Annotated in this window: 7 protein-coding genes; 1 reads left to right on the top strand and 6 read right to left on the bottom strand. The window is 46.1% G+C overall.

What is annotated here, in order from left to right; translation table 11 throughout:
* Positions 1 to 8: 8 nt before the first annotated feature.
* The 4 genes from NH568_RS09825 to NH568_RS09810 all read right to left on the bottom strand — a co-directional run bounded on the left by NH568_RS09825 (position 9) and on the right by NH568_RS09810 (position 15996).
* Positions 9 to 10910: an RHS repeat-associated core domain-containing protein gene (locus tag NH568_RS09825; protein WP_253046608.1), complete on the bottom strand. Its 10902-nt coding sequence runs from the start codon at positions 10908 to 10910 to the stop codon at positions 9 to 11.
* A 268-nt stretch (positions 10911 to 11178) separates the two neighbouring features.
* Complete coding sequence (locus NH568_RS09820) at positions 11179 to 12666, bottom strand: hypothetical protein (RefSeq protein ID WP_253046606.1); 1488 nt, start codon at positions 12664 to 12666, stop codon at positions 11179 to 11181.
* Positions 12667 to 13000: 334 nt separating this feature from the next.
* Positions 13001 to 14704: an alkaline phosphatase gene (locus NH568_RS09815; RefSeq protein WP_253046604.1), complete on the bottom strand. Its 1704-nt coding sequence runs from the start codon at positions 14702 to 14704 to the stop codon at positions 13001 to 13003.
* Between the two features lie 95 nt (positions 14705 to 14799).
* Entirely contained in the window at positions 14800 to 15996 is a 1197-nt protein-coding gene (locus NH568_RS09810; protein ID WP_253046602.1) for a cation:proton antiporter, read from the bottom strand.
* 306 nt (positions 15997 to 16302) lie between these two features.
* On the opposite strand from NH568_RS09810, the gene NH568_RS09805 reads away from it, so the two are divergent.
* Positions 16303 to 17223 (top strand): manganese-dependent inorganic pyrophosphatase, encoded by a 921-nt coding sequence (locus NH568_RS09805; protein ID WP_253046600.1) that lies wholly within the window; start codon positions 16303 to 16305, stop codon positions 17221 to 17223.
* Between the two features lie 59 nt (positions 17224 to 17282).
* Here NH568_RS09805 and NH568_RS09800 read toward each other — a convergent pair whose 3' ends face one another.
* Positions 17283 to 18185, bottom strand: coding sequence for a DMT family transporter (locus tag NH568_RS09800; RefSeq protein WP_253046598.1), 903 nt, complete (start codon positions 18183 to 18185; stop codon positions 17283 to 17285).
* Between the two features lie 12 nt (positions 18186 to 18197).
* The gene (locus NH568_RS09795; RefSeq protein WP_253046596.1) at positions 18198 to 19595 is read right to left on the bottom strand and encodes an amidase; all 1398 of its coding nucleotides are present in this window, start codon (positions 19593 to 19595) and stop codon (positions 18198 to 18200) included.
* Positions 19596 to 19599 lie beyond the last annotated feature (4 nt).

The following is a 19599-nucleotide window of genomic DNA, read 5'->3' as shown; positions in this document are numbered from 1 at the left end:
AGTACATGTTAATTTCCGAGTACTTGCTCAAAGAAAGACCCTTGTGGATCTGCAAGCATTAATAGTTCATCTGGCGCAGCTGGGATATACTTATCAAGTGGAGTCCAATCTGCACCTAAACAGTATTGCTTACATACTTGATAGTTTGTCATCTCATGCTCAATAAATTCAATTGCATATGTGAGAGGAGTTCTTCCATACCCCTCTAATCCCATGACAGTTCTCCAATCATCTACCCTTTGCGAGCACATATTATAAACATTGTTCCTTGCACATCCACCTAAATACTTATGATCAAATGAATTAACATTGCCACTATACCCGTCAGGTACAAGCTCTGAAGCTGCATCAGCTACATCAGCAAAGTTTCTTTTTAACCATTTCTTAGCGCGCGTCGCAAAACTTTGATTATACAAATACTGCATAGCACCGAATTGAGCACCATTAGAGAACTTGCCTCCAGAAATCTCTGATGCTGTACCACCAATGGCTGCAGAGATAACCGTTCCCTGGGCTATCTGTGTGGCTGTCAACTCGCCACCTCCAGGCAAGTAAGCCCCGCCAACTCCTTTTGTGATCCCCGCACTAAAGAAACCATGACCAAACTTTCCGTCGCTCATTACAGAAGAGATTCCGCCAATAACGGCATGTGCTGTGATTTGTGCCGCCACCTGCCCGGTAGTCAACATGTTGCCACCAAAGCTATGCAGACCAGCGCTTTTGGCAGCTTCAACGCTACCATACTTAGCCAAGTTTTTCGCACCTACCTTGTTGAAGTTCCCACCAATTTGGGTCAGTACATGGGCACTCATAAAGGCAATATACGCCGAGTTTCTGGCATACTCTGGTGGAACGCCCATAGCGCGGTTATATTCATAATTCCAGATCGCAATACACGCAGGTGCTCCTGGGCCACATTGCGCTGCCAGCGCTGTTCCTACAATATTTGTTAACTCTTTACCAAATACCTTAGCCGTCGCACGAATGATATTCCGCCTCAGCTTTTTCAGTGGCTTAATAATATAGCCACTCGGGTCGGTATAAGACAGCGGGTTGTTATACACATAACTATAGGTATTGTAGTTTTGCAAATTGCCCGGTGCCTGCGTGACGGGATCCGGCTGCATAAAGCGCCCGGTAAGTGCGTCATAAATGCGGCCATTCATATGTATGATACGGCTTTCACCGTCAAGCATTACGGGCTCATGTCCCGTATAACCGCGGGTGTTGTCAGAAATATCAAACAGGAACGCCAGGTCAGGGTGCAACCCAACCGCCTTCGCAGCTTTTTCCGTTTCAGATTCTGATGTACGCAATTGGCCAAACACGTCGTAGCTCATGCGCTTTACAACATTAAAATACTGATCGGTAATAGCCACAATCGATCCCTGATGGTCCGTAAACAGCCACTGTATCGTGCTGCCAGGAGCCTGTTCATCGCCCGAGGTGTACTTTATCGTCGCATCATTACCCACATAACGCTTAATGAAAGCCTGCTTGTCATTGCCCGACTTGGTCGTTAACTCCAGCGCCCCTACATAATAGACCGTCTGACTGCCATCTTCCCGCTTGTAGCGACGGTTGTTAATGTCGTAGTCGAAGGTCACTGTTTCACTACGGCCTTCGATTTCCTTCACTTTGTTACGTGTGCTATATTTGAGGGTCCGTGTTGTTACTCCATCACGCTTCATACGCGTCTGGTTGCCATTTGCATCGTAAAAATAAGATTCTGTTACGTAAACACTATCCGCAATATTCGCGTTACTCAATGGTGCTGCAAAACGACTTTGAAGTGTCGCATTGCTTTGCGCCTCCTCGCTCCCCCAGGTATCGAACTTGGGTGGTGGTGGCGGAAGAATGATAGGCGTACCACTTCCATTACCACCTGAGTTAATCGAATTGCTTCTGGTAGTTAGCGCATGGGGCGCTGCACCATGCTCCCCATATGTCTGGTGCCATTTCCCTATTTTTCTGAGGTTACCATTACTGTCGTATTCAAACTGTTGTGTACCATTGATATGCGTCACCCGATTGAGCTCATCATAGCCAAACGTTTCCAGCTCAAACCCGGTCAGGGTACGATTAATCAGGTTACCCAGACCATCAAAGGCATAACTGTCTGACTGGACGGCCTCAAGCTCTCCTTCACCTGAAAATTGAGTCAGAGCTCCGGTAACAGGGTCATAGGTGACTGCCATCGTCTTACCACCTTTGATGTACTGGCTCACCTGTCCGCGTGTATTTAAGGACTTAACCTGGTAGTAGATACGTCCTCTGCTCCCTTCACGAGCTTCCCTTCGCTCAAACAATTGGCCATATTGATAGGTATTTTTCACGCCTCTGGCTTCAATATATTTGTCTTCCCCACCGTTATTCATACGGCGGTAGTCATCAAACTGGAAGGCAAGTCTGCCATGAGCATCATAGGCTTGCTGCTGAATGACACACAATGAAGTTAAAGGATCAGCTATAGCAGGTAAGTTGTCCGGATCTGATACTTTAATACGCAGATCATAGTGGTTGGAATCCAGCTCAACATCATCTTTATTACAAGCACTTGCGCGCTCGAGCGATGTCAGGGTCGCAACCGCGCGGCCAAAATTATCGTAGAAATAAAACTGACGCCAGTCCTGCCCCTGAGAAGCAGAAATTAACTGATGCACATTGCTGGCCTCTGTACCGTATTCCCAGGTACTGTCGCCTTCAGATATTATTTCCGTTTGCAGATAAGCCGCACTGTCTTTACCATCGGCCGCAGCTCCTACTTCCTGGGTCTGGTGTGTTTTACGACCCAGTAAGTCATAGGTAAAGAACTGAGTTACCTTACGCGCATCAGTCTGACTTGTAAGCTCACCGAAAGCATTATACGTGTATGCCCAGGTGCCTCTGTCAGCATCTTTCAACTCAACTCTGCGACCAAGCGCATCGTACTCATTGTCTAACAGGATACGGCCATTATCCGCTGACGAAGAAACAGTATCCTGATTGCCCATAACATCATATGTATAGGTTAGAGTGTTACCCATACTATCAGTGGCCTGAACAACCTGACCCAATGCATTCTTTGTCGTCGTCGTGGATTGTGAGGCACTAGATTCATTGCCAATATGACCACTGATTGTGGTTGTCGACTCTAATCCGCTGAAAGTCGTTTCAGTCGTCATACCAGAGTTTTCATCGACCACTTTCTGAACCCGATCAAAAATATCATGGTAGGTTTTTACTGGTTTGGCACGATGTGCTTGAGTTTGAAGCAGTCGGCCATACGTATCATAAACGTTAGTGGTTTCTAAAGGCGCCCCTAACACACTCGGTACAATAGATTTATAGGGTCTGCCTGCTTTATCCAGATACTGTGTCTCGAGCAGCTCACCGTTAACATAACGCTCAGATTTCACGGAACACTGAAGCTCAGCACATTCTCTTAGGTAGGTATAGCTGTGCGCGCCCGTGGTTTGATACTGACCAATGGCACTGCCAAAGGTATCATATAGCTTATAAGTGTACATTCCACTAGGAGAAAGGATTTTTGTGGGTGCTCCGTGTTCGTTACGGACCAGGACTTCAGCACTTTTTGCAACCAAAGTATCAGAGCCCTTCAACCCAGCGCTTAAGTCAGCTGGAGCGGTATCCACATTTTGCAAGCTATATCGCAGGTAGCGACCATCAGCATCATACACATGTTCAGTCACACGCGTTTGCTTGTCCTTACTTTCACATTGGTCACTGTCGTTACTTGTCTTCGTAAGTTTGATATTTCCAACATCATCATAGATATACGTTTTAGTTAGTTGCGCATCACAACTCCCGCCCGGGGCAATGATTTCCTGCTTAAGCATGTACGGATGTGTGTCACTTGCACCGTAATACACAAACTCTGATGTCTTGCTGATGCCGTTATTACCGCTACCATCTGTATGTTTTGCTGTTGCCTTAGTGATCCGGCCAAAGCGTTTCGCTTGTGCTGTGCCGGTATACTCATTGGTGGTGGTGACTTTAGACAGTGCAGTTCCAGCATTACCAGAGCGTATAAAGGTATAAATATCCGAAGTATTCACATTGAACTTGGTAACGACAGACTCAATCAGATTCGCGTTGTTATCCTTATCATGCGTCATGGCAGTTTCACTACACCCATAGCCGCTGATTGTATAATTGCTATTTAATCTCGCATCACATTCGCGAGCATTTTGCAGCAGAGCCTGGTAGGCCTTACCACCGCGGTGCTCGATTTCAACATATTTGTATGTATTGTATGCCCGTGTCAAATACTTAGTTGGTGACATAAATGTGTCCGCTTCACCTACTTTCTTAAAATACTTGTCGGTCGACACTGGCATGCCTGTGAATGGAAAATGCTGCAGATAACGTGTTGTTGTTACTATTGCATATTGTTCATCTGACTGCTGTTCTTGTTTATAAGAAGTTGTGGTCAGAGACTGAAAGCCCAGCATACCGCGTCCACCAAACTGTACGCGCGCACCTTCATAGAAGTAATCTATCGATACCGTGCCAACATTTGTACTGTCCGGACTGTCCGTCGTTACCTTACTGACCAACTGTATAGGAGCAATATACTTATTTACTTTGAGATCAGTACGCTTCACTGCTTCGTCTTGCGTAAACGCGATAACATTGCCTTTGTAAACATCGGGGTCAGTCATAGAGGCATAGTCTATCTCAGTTTTACTGCCGTACCCTTGTGTTACCGTTCTGAGGAGCCCACTGGTGGCCATCATGCTTTGATCATAACGGATCTCGATAAATGGACCTTTTTTGAAAAGCAAATCATTATTTCCATCTGAATCAAAATCAAAGGATGTGAGATAGTCTCCTGATATTGACCGCAGGGTTGCGGTTGAAATCGAAAACCTGTCTACCTGATCCAGCGTATTTTTTTGTGGCGACCACTCGAAATGCGTCCAGTTGATATCTAGCTTACCCCGGAAGAACAGATCTGGTTTACCATTTCGGTCTACATCAATGGCTGTGGGTGTAGTGACATCTTTATGGATTTCGCTGCGATCACTCAAATCCAGGTCAACATCGTATGTAAAGTTACGCTCAAACATAGGCTCAGACTGAGACTTATTGATCCATAACTGCCAGCTACCTGCCTGATCGCCTTTGTACTTATCCCACTCTGAGACATCTAAAAAGAGCAAGTCGATAAGGCCATCTGCATTGGCATCCATCAGCTGTAGAGAGCGGACTTTTTTGGTAGAGACAATTTGCTGCGACTCAAATTGCAGAGCTAACGCCCCTGCATCAGGGTAATTTGTTTCAATGGAACCGCGATTATAGTTGACTAGAACGCTATTTGATTGTTTTTCATCACACTTATTCAGTTCATTGCATTTCAACGAAACAATATCAGCCAGTCCATCAGCATTCATATCAGCTACATACCACTCTCCATCTTCTTCACTTACAGAGGCTGACCAGTTGGTACCATAAACAGTAACGTCTAAGGGAACCGAGAATACATTCTCAACCGGATCAAAATAGCGCACATATGCTGTTTCACCAGTGTCACGCTTATAGACAATATCGCTATACCCATCGCCGTTAAAATCAGCAAATTTGGGCTCTTTAAAATACAAATTGCTTTCCAGTGTAGAGTGTTTAAATATGTCATCGATATCCACACGTTGCAGGGTCTGGCCAACCAGTTCATAGATAGTAAAGTAATCACGCTTATAGTTGCTGTCATAGTCTTTTTTCATGTTGACAAACAGCTCTTGTTTACCATCATTATTGTAGTCTATGGACTCAACAGAGACACTTACTTCATCATCACCACGCACAAAGCTTGTACAAACAAAGCGAGAAGCTTCATCGTTACGATTACGACCTTTTTTGAGTAAACACAGTTTGTAATCTTTATCTTCGTAGCGCTCGAGTACCGCAATTTCAGGCACACCATCGCCTTCACTGTCTACACTCAACATTGCAGCAAGCCGGTGGTTCCCATTCTCATCGTAGGGTAACCCATAAACGGTAGAACTTTCCGTGTAAGTTAGAGAATCAGAGAAAGTGTCATAGCTAAACTGGATTGGCAATTTGCAGACACTGCCAGCATCACATTGCTTAACTGAAGTCAGTAAACGCAGACCATTTACTGTAGTTTCTGTTCCTAGCTCAAAGCGGGATATAACTCTCTTGTAATGATTCTTGACGATGATATTTTGCAGCTCGGCACGCTCAGATGACATTAGTCCATCAAAAACATAACCCGCTCTGCGTATGTCGCCCGATCTATAATCAAATTCAACACTGTTACCACTGTAGGTAATTTTCGTCAGCACTTTTTCCGCTTCGCCTAGGACATGACCTGACACAGAGGCACTGTACTCATACTTTATAGCTGTGTCTTCGGCTTGCATGTTGTCATACACCGAATGCAGTAGCCAGGTTAGTGTTCTGTCGTTTCTGCCACCAAGACGAACTTCATTGTCAGCCTTTCCACCAAATCGCTTCAGTGTGCCATCTTTCCCTTTGACTAAAAACTCTACGCTGTCTGCGGTACTGATTTTTGCAACCGTCACCTGAGAGTCTAGTTCCAGTACGTAGGTCTCCAGGGTGTTGTAATCATCAAAGTCACCTTCCACATCTGCTGGGATCAACCTTTGTCCACCCAAGCAGAAGCGGTCGCTTTGTGTAAAGGTTAACGGCTTAAACTGACCATCCTGTGCGAGCGTTTGTGGGCAACGAGAAATAGCCCCACCTGCACCGATGGACCAACCCAGCGCCACGTTAGAGTTACCCGCCTGTGAATCGTAGTTAAGTGTTACCTGTGGTGTGACCCCTGCTATACCGGATGGCAATTCAATCGGTACTGTGTAACCGGCACTGCCATTTTCTGTTACTCGGAAATTACCCTGAGTTGGCGTAAGGCGTGCGTGTAGCGCACGTGCATACATATCATGTGTAGGCTCTCTCACAGCCAAGTCGGGTAGGTGAAGATTAATATTAGACATAGCCACGCTGTCCTGAACCAACACATGTAGGGCCTCAGAGTACTGTTGGCTACAGAACGTTTTTTCTGCACCAGGCTCTAAAGCAACAGAAACACACGCTTTTATCCTGAACTTGAAACTACCGTTAGGTACAGACACTAAATGTGACGTCGAATCTGAGCTTTGCGCATTTTCGCCACTCTTGCTTGCTTTCACCCAAGTGTCTATCTCATAGGACTGTCCGTTTTCACTTTTTTCTAGCACATACTGCTCAACCGCACCAGAAGAGGAAAACACAAAACTCAAATTGCCAAAATTCTGACTTTCTAGCACAAGCGTTGGAGTTTGCAAACCATCACTCTTATCAAAGGGGTCGGTACCAAGTGCCAACTCAGCGGCAAAGCTGAGCCCGTCGCCATCATCGTCGGCACTGTAGTTACATGCTTCATTGGTCGAACAGAAATCGTAGAAGTAATTGAGTGTTTTCAGTGTTAACTGGTCATATTGCTCACTTCGATAAAATAGCAACTCGAGCACCAGGTTTGCTCTGGACATGCCCTCATCAAGCAAGCCCTGCCAATAAACGTAGTTTTTTCCACCTACTAATACCGCTTTAGCTTCGTGGTGAGATATATTTTTCACTTTGGCTATCATGGCCAAAGCGAAATCTTCATTTGACATTGCAATGTTGCTGTATATCGCAACATTATCTTCTGTCACGCTACTCAAAATTAAGCGTGTTACCTCTTCAATAGACAGAAGATTATTGGTGACGAGATAGCTCAATATATTAATTTGATCTTTTGTTGGGTACTCATTTCTGAGTACAAACATGAGCTCTGTGAGTGTCCAAATTACCTCATCTCTTTGTTCCGGATGCAGCAGTTTCGCATCCCCTTCGATGGTATCGCGCCACTGTGGAAAATGCTCGTTCAGTAACTTTTCGAGTTCACCTAACCCTTTCCAATGCATAGCATTTTGTTTGATCAGTCCAGGGCTTATAACGTAAACATCTTTCTTGGTTTGAACATAGACATAACCATCAGCAGATACTTGAGGTTGCGCAACAATCCCGCCGGAATCAGGGAGCAAATAATGCCAATAAACTTCACCTGTGTCCGCATTCAATGCGTACAAGGCTTCATCTAAAGAGCCGACATAAACAACTGGTAATTCTGCTCCATACACTTTTGAAAGTTGAGCTGGTGCTACAATTGGTCCTCGAGTATCAAACAACCACACAACGCGCTTACTGGACTCATTTGCATTGGTGATGTCATGTTTAATACGATAAAAGCGATTGTTGCGTGAACCAAAGTAAACGTCATCATATATTCCTCCTTGCGTTAAAGAAGTGTTACTTTTGACCACGGGCATTGCTACCACATCGTCATATTTCGAGGCTTCCGCCAGACCAGCCGGTGTTTCATGGGTCCATTTCAACTCAAACTTTTGTTCTGGTGTCACTATATAGGCATTGAGCCCCGACTCTGAGCCAGCATACAAAATACCATTACCACTGAAAGTAAAGCCTCGGGAAAGTAGATCAGGGCCGTTATCTGAGCCACTGCCAGAAACGACAATGCTAGAGTGAACTGGTAACTGATTGTGTTTCACACCATTGCCGATCTTAAGGTAAGCACCTCCTTCAATTAACTTGTCAGCAATATAGTTGGAAAGAGGTTGCTGAAACCCGTCAGGCACTAGTGTTAGAAAAGAATACGAATAGGTCTCAGCTGTCTGGCGCAGCTGTAACTGAAGAGTGGATTGTGTCGCAGAAAAGCCAATACCTTTTACATCAAGGCAACGCTGAGTACCACACTGGACTACACTTGCAGACTGAATATATGGCGGTAGGTGCTCAACGGTAAACTGCTGACCTGCAGTACACGTACTGTCATCAAAGCATGCGTGTATTTCGTAAGTTACGTGACCTTGTTCAGGACTATTAATCGTTACTTGATTCTCAGCCCCTTCATATATCAGCTCAGACAAATCACGATCAGAGGGCAAGCCATTCCAACGGTACAAGCGGAATACATTAGTTGCACCATCATTTTGTTGCTGCCACTGAACGGTGTATTTGCCGCTAACCTGAGATTTCAGTGCGCTGAATTTGGGTGTCTCCGGTATGGGCTTTGGATGTGTAATCTGCTGCGTTACACATACCTGCTGATCAGCTTCTTTGAACGTATCAGGGATAGCCTCATCACCAGAGATCAAATAATTTGATGCAAGTACACAGACCCGTAATGTCTTGTTATGGTCCGCATAGTTGACATCTAACTGAACAGAAGCGCTGTCACCTGGTGACTTAATTTCTGCATTAGGTAAAATGGCTTTGTCTGCACCATTGACGGTTGCTGAAAAGTTAAGCTGCCTTGTATTTGACAGTTCGCTTGCCACAACCTGATAGGTGCCAGCACCGGCGGGGTTGATAATGAGTTTAGGCAGCCCTGGCTTGGGGGTATCCGGATATACTATGTCCAAATAAACAGAAGACGTGTGAACCAACTGATTCTTATCATCGTACAACACAGCTGATACAGGCATGTTTGAACGAACCACCTCTGGTGTCCAGGAAAAGTGGTGTTCTACGGCTTTATCCCGGGAAAGTGGGATGTTGACCGAGTAGGACTGCAGCAAAGTCTCTCCAGACTTAAGCTCTATACGCTTTAGAGTTTCTGAATTCTTATTAATCGCCCCGATGAGAGCAACGAATGAAACGGGGTTACCCACAATATGGCTAGTACCGGGGAGAGCATTAATGCTCAGCGCACCACCAAAGTAACTCTTGGGCATCACAGTGAGTAAAGATTCCTCTGTATCACCAAACTTATTGGCCGCATAAACTTTGAAGTTAGCAGGAGTGGAATATCCTGCCAGATTATAGAATGCAGAACAGCTACCGTTTGTTTTATTACAGGCACTGCTGATAATGGCACTAGAGGGACAAGGAGCACCTTGGGTAAAACGGCCTCCTCTCATTGCACATAGCTGTAAAGTATCCAAATACTCCAAACCACTATTTAAGTTTGCAGTGACTTTCACTATATCATCAATAAACGGAGTGACTGGTGAGACAGAAATTGAAGAGACCGTCAGATCTGCAGGCACAAACTTTACAGTGTCGCTGCTGCTGTCATTAGCTCTCTCCTTATCGTACACTGTCAGCGTAATACTGGTTTGAGCATTATCTGCGTTGATAGTGCCAAAATTTAGCGTACAGCTTTTGTAACCCTCCCCCAAAAGAGCACAGTCTTGTTGCGAAACTGTGACAGGATCCTGACTATCCCGCTGCAACGTTACATGTGAGAGTTTATTATAGCTTTGTGTATCGTTATCTTTTACGGTAAAGCTAACTGATATCGCTTGCCCGACTGCACCAATGTCTGGTGAGACAGAAAAATTACTGATGATGGGAGCTGTGTTTTTCTCCTTCACTGTCACCTTACGGGTTGCGGTGACATCATAGCCCCGGCTATCCTTTACAGTAGCTTTAAAAGTATGCTCACCAAGACCCAAGCCATTTTTTCCATAACTCACCTTACAAGTTTTTGACTTGTTGCCATTTGAACTGGAACAGCTGGGCGATAGGCGCGTTGTACCGCGGTAGATATTAAATGACGCATAGTCTGCACCTGCATCAAAAGCGGTAAAACTCACAGTTAAAGGTTGATCCTGCACTATTTGAGTGTCGCTGGATGGACTCGTGCTTCTGATTTCCGGTTTAGTTAAATTGAAGATATCAATTTTGACCACACAGTCATGATCATACGGTATATATGAAGGCACCTGGCTATATGGATCGTCCACTTCTTCATGATCTGCTGTTGTCATACGTACTACGAGATCATACTTCCCAACGGTCATATTAGAAGTAACCAATAAAGGTACATAATAGTCTTCTGTAGCATGCTTCAGACCGGCCGGTAATTCACTTTCTCTCAAGATCCTCGTAGTCCATCCATGAAGCTTATTATTCCCTTTGTACAAAGAGTGAATCCCTTGAAAACTGGTATATTGACTCCCCGTTTCTGGGAAATAATATTCCTCATAGTTTCCAGTTAGTGTGATCTTAAGACTGGAGCTGTAAGGTAATTCATAAGAATTTTTTAAGAAACAGTTGTTAAAGACCGGTATAGCATGCGCTTCCAGTGAAAAAAACGATACCAGCAAAGCAAAGAAAGTAATCAGTAATTGCTTATTATATCTCATATTATAACTCCGCTTCCCATACCACTTGCATTGACTGGCTATCCTGAGACGCCGGTTGTGACGTTTCCAGGCCTAACATACGTGACATCAACTCTGTGGCAGAAGCACTCTGAGGTGCATTTTTTGGGAAAGTGATCCCCAGCAATCTATTACCTTCACGGTAAATAAGCTGAGGTTCAGAAACAGAGGAATTCATCACTTCTTCCACTTTCTGAGCAAGCCGAGAGGATTGCTGCGCAGCATGAACAAGCTCAATAGACCCAACGAGCAAAGGTGTTGTGATAACGTTCTTTACTTGTGATGGCATAGTGTAGGTTTTAAGCTCTGATGTGAGATCTTTGGTGTCCAGCACCTTGATGGTGCCATCGCGTTGGAAAATATACAGACCACTGGTCAGCACCGCATTTGGCTCAGGTGCTGAGCTCAATAAACTAGATTTGTCAAACGAAGACGCTGCACTATTGAGCAAAGTCTTATTGACTAATACCGGTGCAGCAATGATATTACTGTTAAATTGCCTCGAGCACCTTACATCGGAATTATTTATATCAACCTTGCAGACCTTGCCTTTCTCTCCCATCATACTCACAGTGAAGTAAGCAAAACCGTCATTAAACACAGGCGCATTGGCTACAACCCCAGCAGTATTGAGCTCCCACTCTTTTTGCCAGGTAATATCTCTTTCGCCATGCTCTATATGTATGACCTGACTTTTATATTTGAACAACCTTTCGTCGTGGGTTGCAAAATACAGGCTACCATTGTGTTCAATAATAGTTCGCTCTATCACATCCAGGCCCAGCTCCCGTAATGGTTGGGGATAACTGGATGGCAATGCTTGCTCAATAATGCGGGCCTCAGCGAGCGGAGAAACGACAAGCTCGCGCTGAATGCTTTGCCCACCAAAACCATAGGCTGTTAATTTATATTTAGTAACATGATTGGTACTTTGCGACAGCGACCTTAATGAAGGTGACTTCATTGTCAGTGCAGGTGTTGTGTATTGGTTAACAGATTTGGTAACTGAAATCGCAGTTGCACCTGATAGCGACCAGTGCAACTTAAACACCTCACCGGATTCAACCCGACTGCTACTGGCGTAAAATGCCTGAACTTCCAGATCTGCATCGACCGTCACTGCATTTTGCTGCCACTGTGAACAACCATAGCGATGACATGACTTTATTCGAAAAGGACCAGTGTGAGTTGTGCTGGTAAAAGGCGTCAGGACCTTGTCATTCACCGTTCTCCATTGGCCACCCTGATAGTACTCGACTACGTAATAGTCTGCATCCGAAACAGGTGTCCAAGCCAGTTGAGAGGCATCACCCGTTCGTTTAGTAGATAGCCGAACGATGTTCTCAGGCATCAATTCAATGGGAATGACGGTTATGATTTTGCCAACTCGTATAGGGGCGTAAGCCTGCTCAAATGCGTTTAGCAGTGGTGAAAAGAACACAACACAACACAATAGTCCTTTAAAGTTCATCGTTAACCTATGTTTCTTAAACGGGAAATCGGCGCGGATTATACCATAATGACTACTTTATTCACATATGACATTCACCCTGGATTCATAAACCAATATTTATTCTCAAAGCGAGAACTATATCTCTCCATACTCGGAGATCTAACAATATTACAAGTGTAAGTAAGCATTTCTCATGCACACAGACTCACCTTCACCACACAGTTAAAGTGCGCTTTGCGCTTTTTAGAGTTTGTTTTGGGTAAAACAAAAAAGGCCACTGCACTGCAGTGGCCCAACAAGATCTCCAGATCTTACATGTTTGTTATTATGGATTATCCTTAAAAGTCAGCACTTACTCTGCGTCTTGCAGGCCCAGAGCTTTGATCATCTTAGTACCGATGTCGACATGGTGTTGCAGCGTAGAAAACTGCTCAGTCACGCCCGCCGGACCAAAGGCATAGACAGGTACTGGTGCCGCTGTATGCGTGCCAGTACCCCAAACTACGTTTTGTTGCTTCGCCACTACACGACCGATTTTTGCAGTAAAGTCTTCTGTGTCATAAACATAGAAGTCTGAGAAGTCTTCAAATTTAGGCAGTGGGTAGTTGCTGCTATTCAGAGCATCTGAGGCATTCACTTTTGCAGCTTCTTCTAATGTCACTGTATATGGCGTGTATTTCTCAATGGCGTCTTTCCATTGCTGATCCGTCGAATCGCTGTAGTTGTAGTCACCATTTACTTCACCCAGCACGTCGTAGAAAGTGCCCACTTGCCCATATAAAGTATCCAGAATGCCCAGCCCACCAAAGTTAAACTTCGGCTTATACTCGGCGCCCTTCATACCATCACCTGGCAACAATACGCCTTCTGGCTTGTTGTGGCTTGAGTAACTAAAACCAAAGCTGCCGGTTTCATGGTCAGCGGTGACCAAGACCAGCGTATCTGTGCGATCTTTTGCCCACTCATGAACGGCTTCAACAGCTTCGTCGAACTTAAGCAGCTCGTTCAACATCCAGCCGGCATCATTCGCATGGCCTGCCCAGTCAATCTGGCCGCCTTCAATCATCAGGAAGAAACCGTCTTCATCTTTAGACAGGATATCCAGTGCCTTAACCGTCATCTCTTTAAGAGACGGCTGCGTACAACTGTCATCGGCTTTACAGTCTCTGTAAGCAATGCCATCCGCCATACCTGAGTTGGCAAACAAGCCAAGCAGTTTATCGCTATCCGTTTTAGCTAACTGTGCCTTATCAAACGCCAGTGTATAGCCATGCTGGTCTTTCGCTTCAACAACAACATTGCGGTCATCACTGCGCTTAGATTTTTTATAGACACTGGCAGGCATGCCCAGCTCTGCAAGTATTTGCTGATCCTCGGCATCTTCTTTAATATCAGATGGGATAAAGACGCGTGCACCACCAGAAAGCATGACATCGACCATGCCGCTTTCTACCATTTCAACCGCAATTTCAGGCTCCAATGAGCGATGTGGTTGGTGTGCTGCAAAGGCCGCTGGCGTAGCGTGTGTTAAGCGAGTATCAGAAACCAGACCTGTCGCTTTGCCGGCTTTTTTCGCTTTTTCAAGAATAGTTTCAATGATGTAACCCTGGTCATCCAGGCCAATCATCTCTGAGCCCGACGCTTTACCAGTCGCCAGTTGAGTTGCTGAACACGCAGAGTCTACAACCAGGCTGCCATTTGCACCGTGAGGTGCGTTCAGAGACAGACCCAAATGGCCACCCGCTGCAAGCTTAGACAGTGCAGTTTGGTTGTTTTTATTATTGTATGTTGAGTTAGGTGCACGGCGCGCATACTCTTCCAGTAAACCAACCTGCTGGGCACCCATACCATCGCCAATCATCAGGATAACATTCTTAACCTGAGTCACAGCCGTCGGAGGCACTTTCACCTCTTTAATCACTTCGACTTCAACTTCTTTAACCACTTCTTTTGCAACTTCGACTTCCTTTACGACTTCAACCGTTCTGGTGTCGTCATTGTTACATGCGGTCAATAAGACGGCAGATACTGCCACTGCTAATAGCTTTTTATTCATTGTAGTGTTCCTAAAACGTAATCATCTGAGCCGCGGCACAGTTTAGGGACACTTGATGACTTTTTTATTTCACCCGAGTGACACTTTTTGTTCGTCTACTGTTGTTTTTTAGTCAAAAAAGAGCCAGCAAGATGGCCGCTCACACCAAAGATAAAAATACTCAGCAACACAGTTGCAGCGGTAATCTTCGTCAGTAGCAGGCTATACGCAAGATTGGAACCCAGCAGCATCAGGCTCAGTACCACAGAGGCTAGTCCCTTTGGACCAAACCAGGCCAGCGTCACTTGCGCCCGCCAGTCTAAACGGGTCGGCATCAGCAGCACCATAACAGGGATAAAACGAAACACCACAACAGCCAGCAGGGCATAAAGCCATATCTGCCACTCAAATGCAGTAAATAACAGCACACTGGCACTGATCCCAAAGATGACCCAAAGGATATAGGCTGCCAACTCTGCTATTTGCTCACTTTCCTCGATTAATTTGTCTTTAAAGGCATCGCGAAACCCATAGTCAAACAACAGGCCGCTGATAAACACCGCAATAAAACCACTTCCCTCCAGTAACTGAGTAAGCGAAAAGACCCCAATCGCAATGCCAATAAATAAAAACGGGCTACTTTTAGCGGCAAAAAAGTGATGACGATAGGTCAATTTTATCAGCCATATGGCGGCAATGGTTAACATTAATGCAACAGCAAGTGCAATCCCTACCTCCTGTAAAAACAACATCAAAAGTGAGTGCCCCGAAGGCGCTTGCGTATGAATGCTGCTGCTTAATAAAAACAGAAAAACAGGCACACATAAGCCATCATTCAGACCACTCTCGACATTGATGGCCTCACGGAGTTTCGCTGGTACTTGTTTATCCTGAATAAAGCTCTGACACAGCGCGGCATCAGTTGGTGTCAACATGATGGCCAAAATCAGCCCGGGCAGCCAGGGCAGTGAGAGTAGCCAATGTGCCCCCAGTGCGGCCAGGCCCATAGTCAGAGGCAGAGCCAGCAGTAATAACAGGGGAAGTTGATAAGAGTGCAGCAACACTCTGAGCCGGGTTTTTGCGGCATCAGAGAAAAGAAAAATGGCCAGGATCAGCTCCACCAGCGGCAAAAACTCACGCAAGTTCTCTAGGCGCAGCGACAGTGATTCCTGAAAGTACCATCCCAGCGCACAGCCAAACAACACAAACCACATCGGTCCGGTAAATTCCGCCCGTTTCAGCTGCCGAATAGCGATGGAATACAAAAAAATAGCCAACCCCATCCAGGCCAGCACCAGATAGATTTTTTCCATTCAACGCCTCCTTGGCCCGTCAATTATCGACACATGTCAGCAGTGTTAGTCATCGTCGAAATACCCAAGGCAAGCTTCAATGAGTATTGATATTTCGAGCAAAATAAACCTATTTCTATATTAGCGTGTCAGCAAACACAGCGCAAAGACCTGTCATTTCGCGTGATCACGTCCTCGCTATTGTTTCAGTGCACAGAGTATCGTCTCTGTAAGGTACATGAAAAAGCTGCGATTAGCCCCGCTTATGCTGTTTTCTTGTGGTTAATTTTTGCTAGAATGGCGACAAATTTTTTTGGAGAACCGTCAATGGCAATGTATGTAGTGGGACATAAGATCCCTGACTCAGATTCAATTTGTGGTGCAATTGCACTGGCTTACCTGAAGAACCAGATCGGTGAAGAAGCAATCCCAACACGTTTGGGCGATGTCTCTCCTGAAACTCAGTTTATTCTGGACCGCTTTGGCTTTGAAGCGCCGGAGTTAAAACTGAGCTATGCGGGTGAAGAAGTCTATATCGTTGACCATACCGAAAAGACTCAGGCACCGGATGACATCGATGAAGCAACCGTTGTAGGTGTGGTTGATCACCATAAACTGGGCGACCTGACTACCTCAACGCCGCTTGAGTGCTGGATCCGTCCGGTTGGCTGTAGTAACACCATCATCAAAATGATGTATGACTTCTACGGCGTTGAAATCCCACAAGGGATCGCAGGTCTGATGATGTGTGCAATTCTGAGCGATACTGTGATCTTTAAGTCACCAACCTGTACTACAGCAGACATTAAATGTGTTGAAGCGCTGGCTAAAATTGCAGGCGTAGAAGACTTTAAAGCACTGGGCATGGACATGTTCAAAGTAAAATCAGCGGTTGAAGGTACTCCGGCACGCGATCTGGTTATGCGTGACTTTAAAGACTTCAACATGAATGGCAACCTGGTTGGTATTGGCCAGCTGGAAGTGATTGACCTGTCTGTATTTGATGACATCAAAGCCGACCTGGAAGCTGACATTGCTAAGCTGAAAGAAGAAGGCGGCCGTCACTCAGTATTACTGCTGCTGACCGATATCATGAAAGAAGGCTCACAAATGCTGATCGCATCTGACGACGAAAGCATTGTAGAAAAAGCCTACCAGGTCACCCCTGAAAATAGCCGGGTATGGCTGGATGGCGTACTGAGCCGTAAAAAGCAGGTCGTTCCGCCACTACAGGATGCGTTTGCATAATCCGCATTACTGTCGGTAACCCTAAATTAAGCCCTGATCATATCAGGGCTTTTTTGTTGCTAGCTGTTATGTACCGCTGACGGCGCCTCTTGTGACGTACTGCTGCGTTTGCCCTGATACTGATAGACAAAAATCGCAAACATGATAATCGCCAGACTCACCAGGATCCGCGAGTCAAATACCTGATCCGTCACCAGATAAGACAGTAATACTCCAACTGTTGGTACCAGGTAATTGCTGAATGAAGCAAATGCAGGTCCTTTACTCATGATCAATTGCATAAACAGAATATAGACCACACCACCACAGAACACGCCGAGATAACCGCTGGCAAGCATCGCATCGACACTTATCTGTGTGACATTAAGATCCGCAAACAGCATCGCTAACGGTAGCAATTGCAATGCGGAGAGTGCAATAACGTCACGGGCAACTACAACCGGATGCAAATGCTCAAGCTTTTTCACCAGAATTAAGCTCAGTGCAAAGCTCAGTGCTGCGATAAAGATGGCTGCGGCACCGACAAACTGGGATGCTGACTGCGCCTGAAGCTGAGGTAAAAATAAATAAAGCAAACCGGCAAAGCCAATTAATCCGCACAGAATGCCTTTGACGCTGAAATCGCTGTCCTTTAGCAACAAAGGCGCCAGTAAAATCGTCAGTAACGGGTTCATACCCGTGATGACAGCAGCGTGAGACGCCGCCGTCGTTTGCTGACCCCAGGCAACCAGCAAGAAGGGCAAGGTGGCTTCCAGCAATCCAATCACAAACAGTAATCGCCAGTGACCTGGCTCACGCTTTAAGCCCAGAAAGTAACAAGCAACAATCAGTACCAGTGCGCCAATGGTGGAGCGCAATGCTGCGATCCACAAAGCTGGCATGCTCTCAAGAGCAATGGCGTTAAAAATATACTGAGATCCCCACAGGAAACCACACGCCACTAACATAATCATATATTTCATCAAACACTCCTTTTATGAATTGGCTGCATCTGATTGAGCAAAGGCACGCTCCAGTACCGATGCAACCGCCAGCACCTGATGCTCACACCACAACTGCCCAACCACCTGCACCCCAATCGGCAAACCGTTATTATCTTTTCCAATACAAACAGTTGCCACAGGTTGGCCACTTAAACTGTAAGCCATGGTAAAGGTGTAATTGTCGATCTGTCTTACTGAGTGTCCGTGGGCTTGTGCCGTTGTGGCACTGACCGGGCACAAAGTGATTGGGTAACGCTGGCTAAAAGCCTGCATTGCAAAATTGTATTGGTCCCACTCACGCAGTCGGCCACGCAATTCAGTGACCGTCAGCTGACAAGACGATGCAGACTCCAAAAAGGCCTCAAACAGGGGAGACAGTGCTTTGCTCCCCATTAATTTTGCCCCCTGATACCAGCTTTGTCCGCCATCAGCACCAAACGCAATCATCTCCAGAGCCAGCGACTTAACCTTATTCAGACATGCCGGCGCGTCATTGGTCACTGATCCAACAAACGGCGCAAGTGTATCAACGGCCCGTCGCAATGCCTGCACGATTTCCGGCTGGACATCGCACCAGCCATTGTTTTCATACCAGGCCACATCCAACGTAGAGATATCACAACGCTGGTAATCCTGCACGGGTACAGGCATGGTGTTCGGGTCAATGCCATCTGGCCCGGCAATGATCTCCAACAGTAACGCCACGTCATCAATGTAACGCCCCATAGGACCATAAGACGCCGATCTTACGTGCAGACTGGCCCCTTCCATGGGCACCCGTCCGGTTTGTGGCAAGCGACCTTGTGTGACTTTTAGCCCGGCAATGCCCACCATGCTGGCAGGAACACGAACACTGCCCATCGAATCTGAACCAAGTCCGGCTGGCGAACAACCCGATGCAATAGCAGCCGCTTCTCCCCCGCTGCTACCACCGGGTGATAAGTGCGAGTCAAGCGGATGATTGGTTCGGCCATAGATCAGGTTATCCGTCTCGAACGCCATCAGTAATTCAGGCACATTGGTAATGCCCAGAATAATGGCTCCTTGCGCTTTGACCCGCGCAACTATGGTGGCATCTTCTTCGGCAACAAACCCGGTCAGCCCTTCCGTCCCCATGGTGCAGGGGAAACCTGCGACCTTACACATGTCTTTGACTGTCATGGGCACACCATGCAGACGACCCAGTGGTGCGCCACTGCGTACCTTTTCGTCCGCGGCTTGTGCCTGTGCAATAAGGTCTTCAACCCGAGCTACCTGAACAATGGCATTCACTTCACCATTGTGTTTTGAAATCATATCCAGATAATGACGCACCAGCGCTTCACTTGATAGCGCACCAGACGCTATCAAGTCAGCCTGAGTGCGCAATGATAAAGTTGCAATATCCACTCAG

Origin of the sequence: Pseudoalteromonas sp. XMcav2-N, assembly GCF_024124545.1 — a bacterium.
Classification (GTDB): Bacteria; Pseudomonadota; Gammaproteobacteria; order Enterobacterales; family Alteromonadaceae; genus Pseudoalteromonas.
The sequence above is the reverse complement of the archived record's forward strand: the minus strand, read 5'-3'. Positions and strand labels throughout refer to the sequence as shown.

What these genes read in the sequence shown, in the direction of transcription:
- NH568_RS09815 (WP_253046604.1), bottom strand. Translation starts at nt 14,704, where the DNA reads ATGAATAAAAAGCTATTAGCAGTGGCAGTATCTGCCGTCTTATTGACC.
- NH568_RS09820 (WP_253046606.1), bottom strand. Translation starts at nt 12,666, where the DNA reads ATGAACTTTAAAGGACTATTGTGTTGTGTTGTGTTCTTTTCACCACTG.
- NH568_RS09805 (WP_253046600.1), top strand. Translation starts at nt 16,303, where the DNA reads ATGGCAATGTATGTAGTGGGACATAAGATCCCTGACTCAGATTCAATT.
- NH568_RS09800 (WP_253046598.1), bottom strand. Translation starts at nt 18,185, where the DNA reads ATGAAATATATGATTATGTTAGTGGCGTGTGGTTTCCTGTGGGGATCT.
- NH568_RS09810 (WP_253046602.1), bottom strand. Translation starts at nt 15,996, where the DNA reads ATGGAAAAAATCTATCTGGTGCTGGCCTGGATGGGGTTGGCTATTTTT.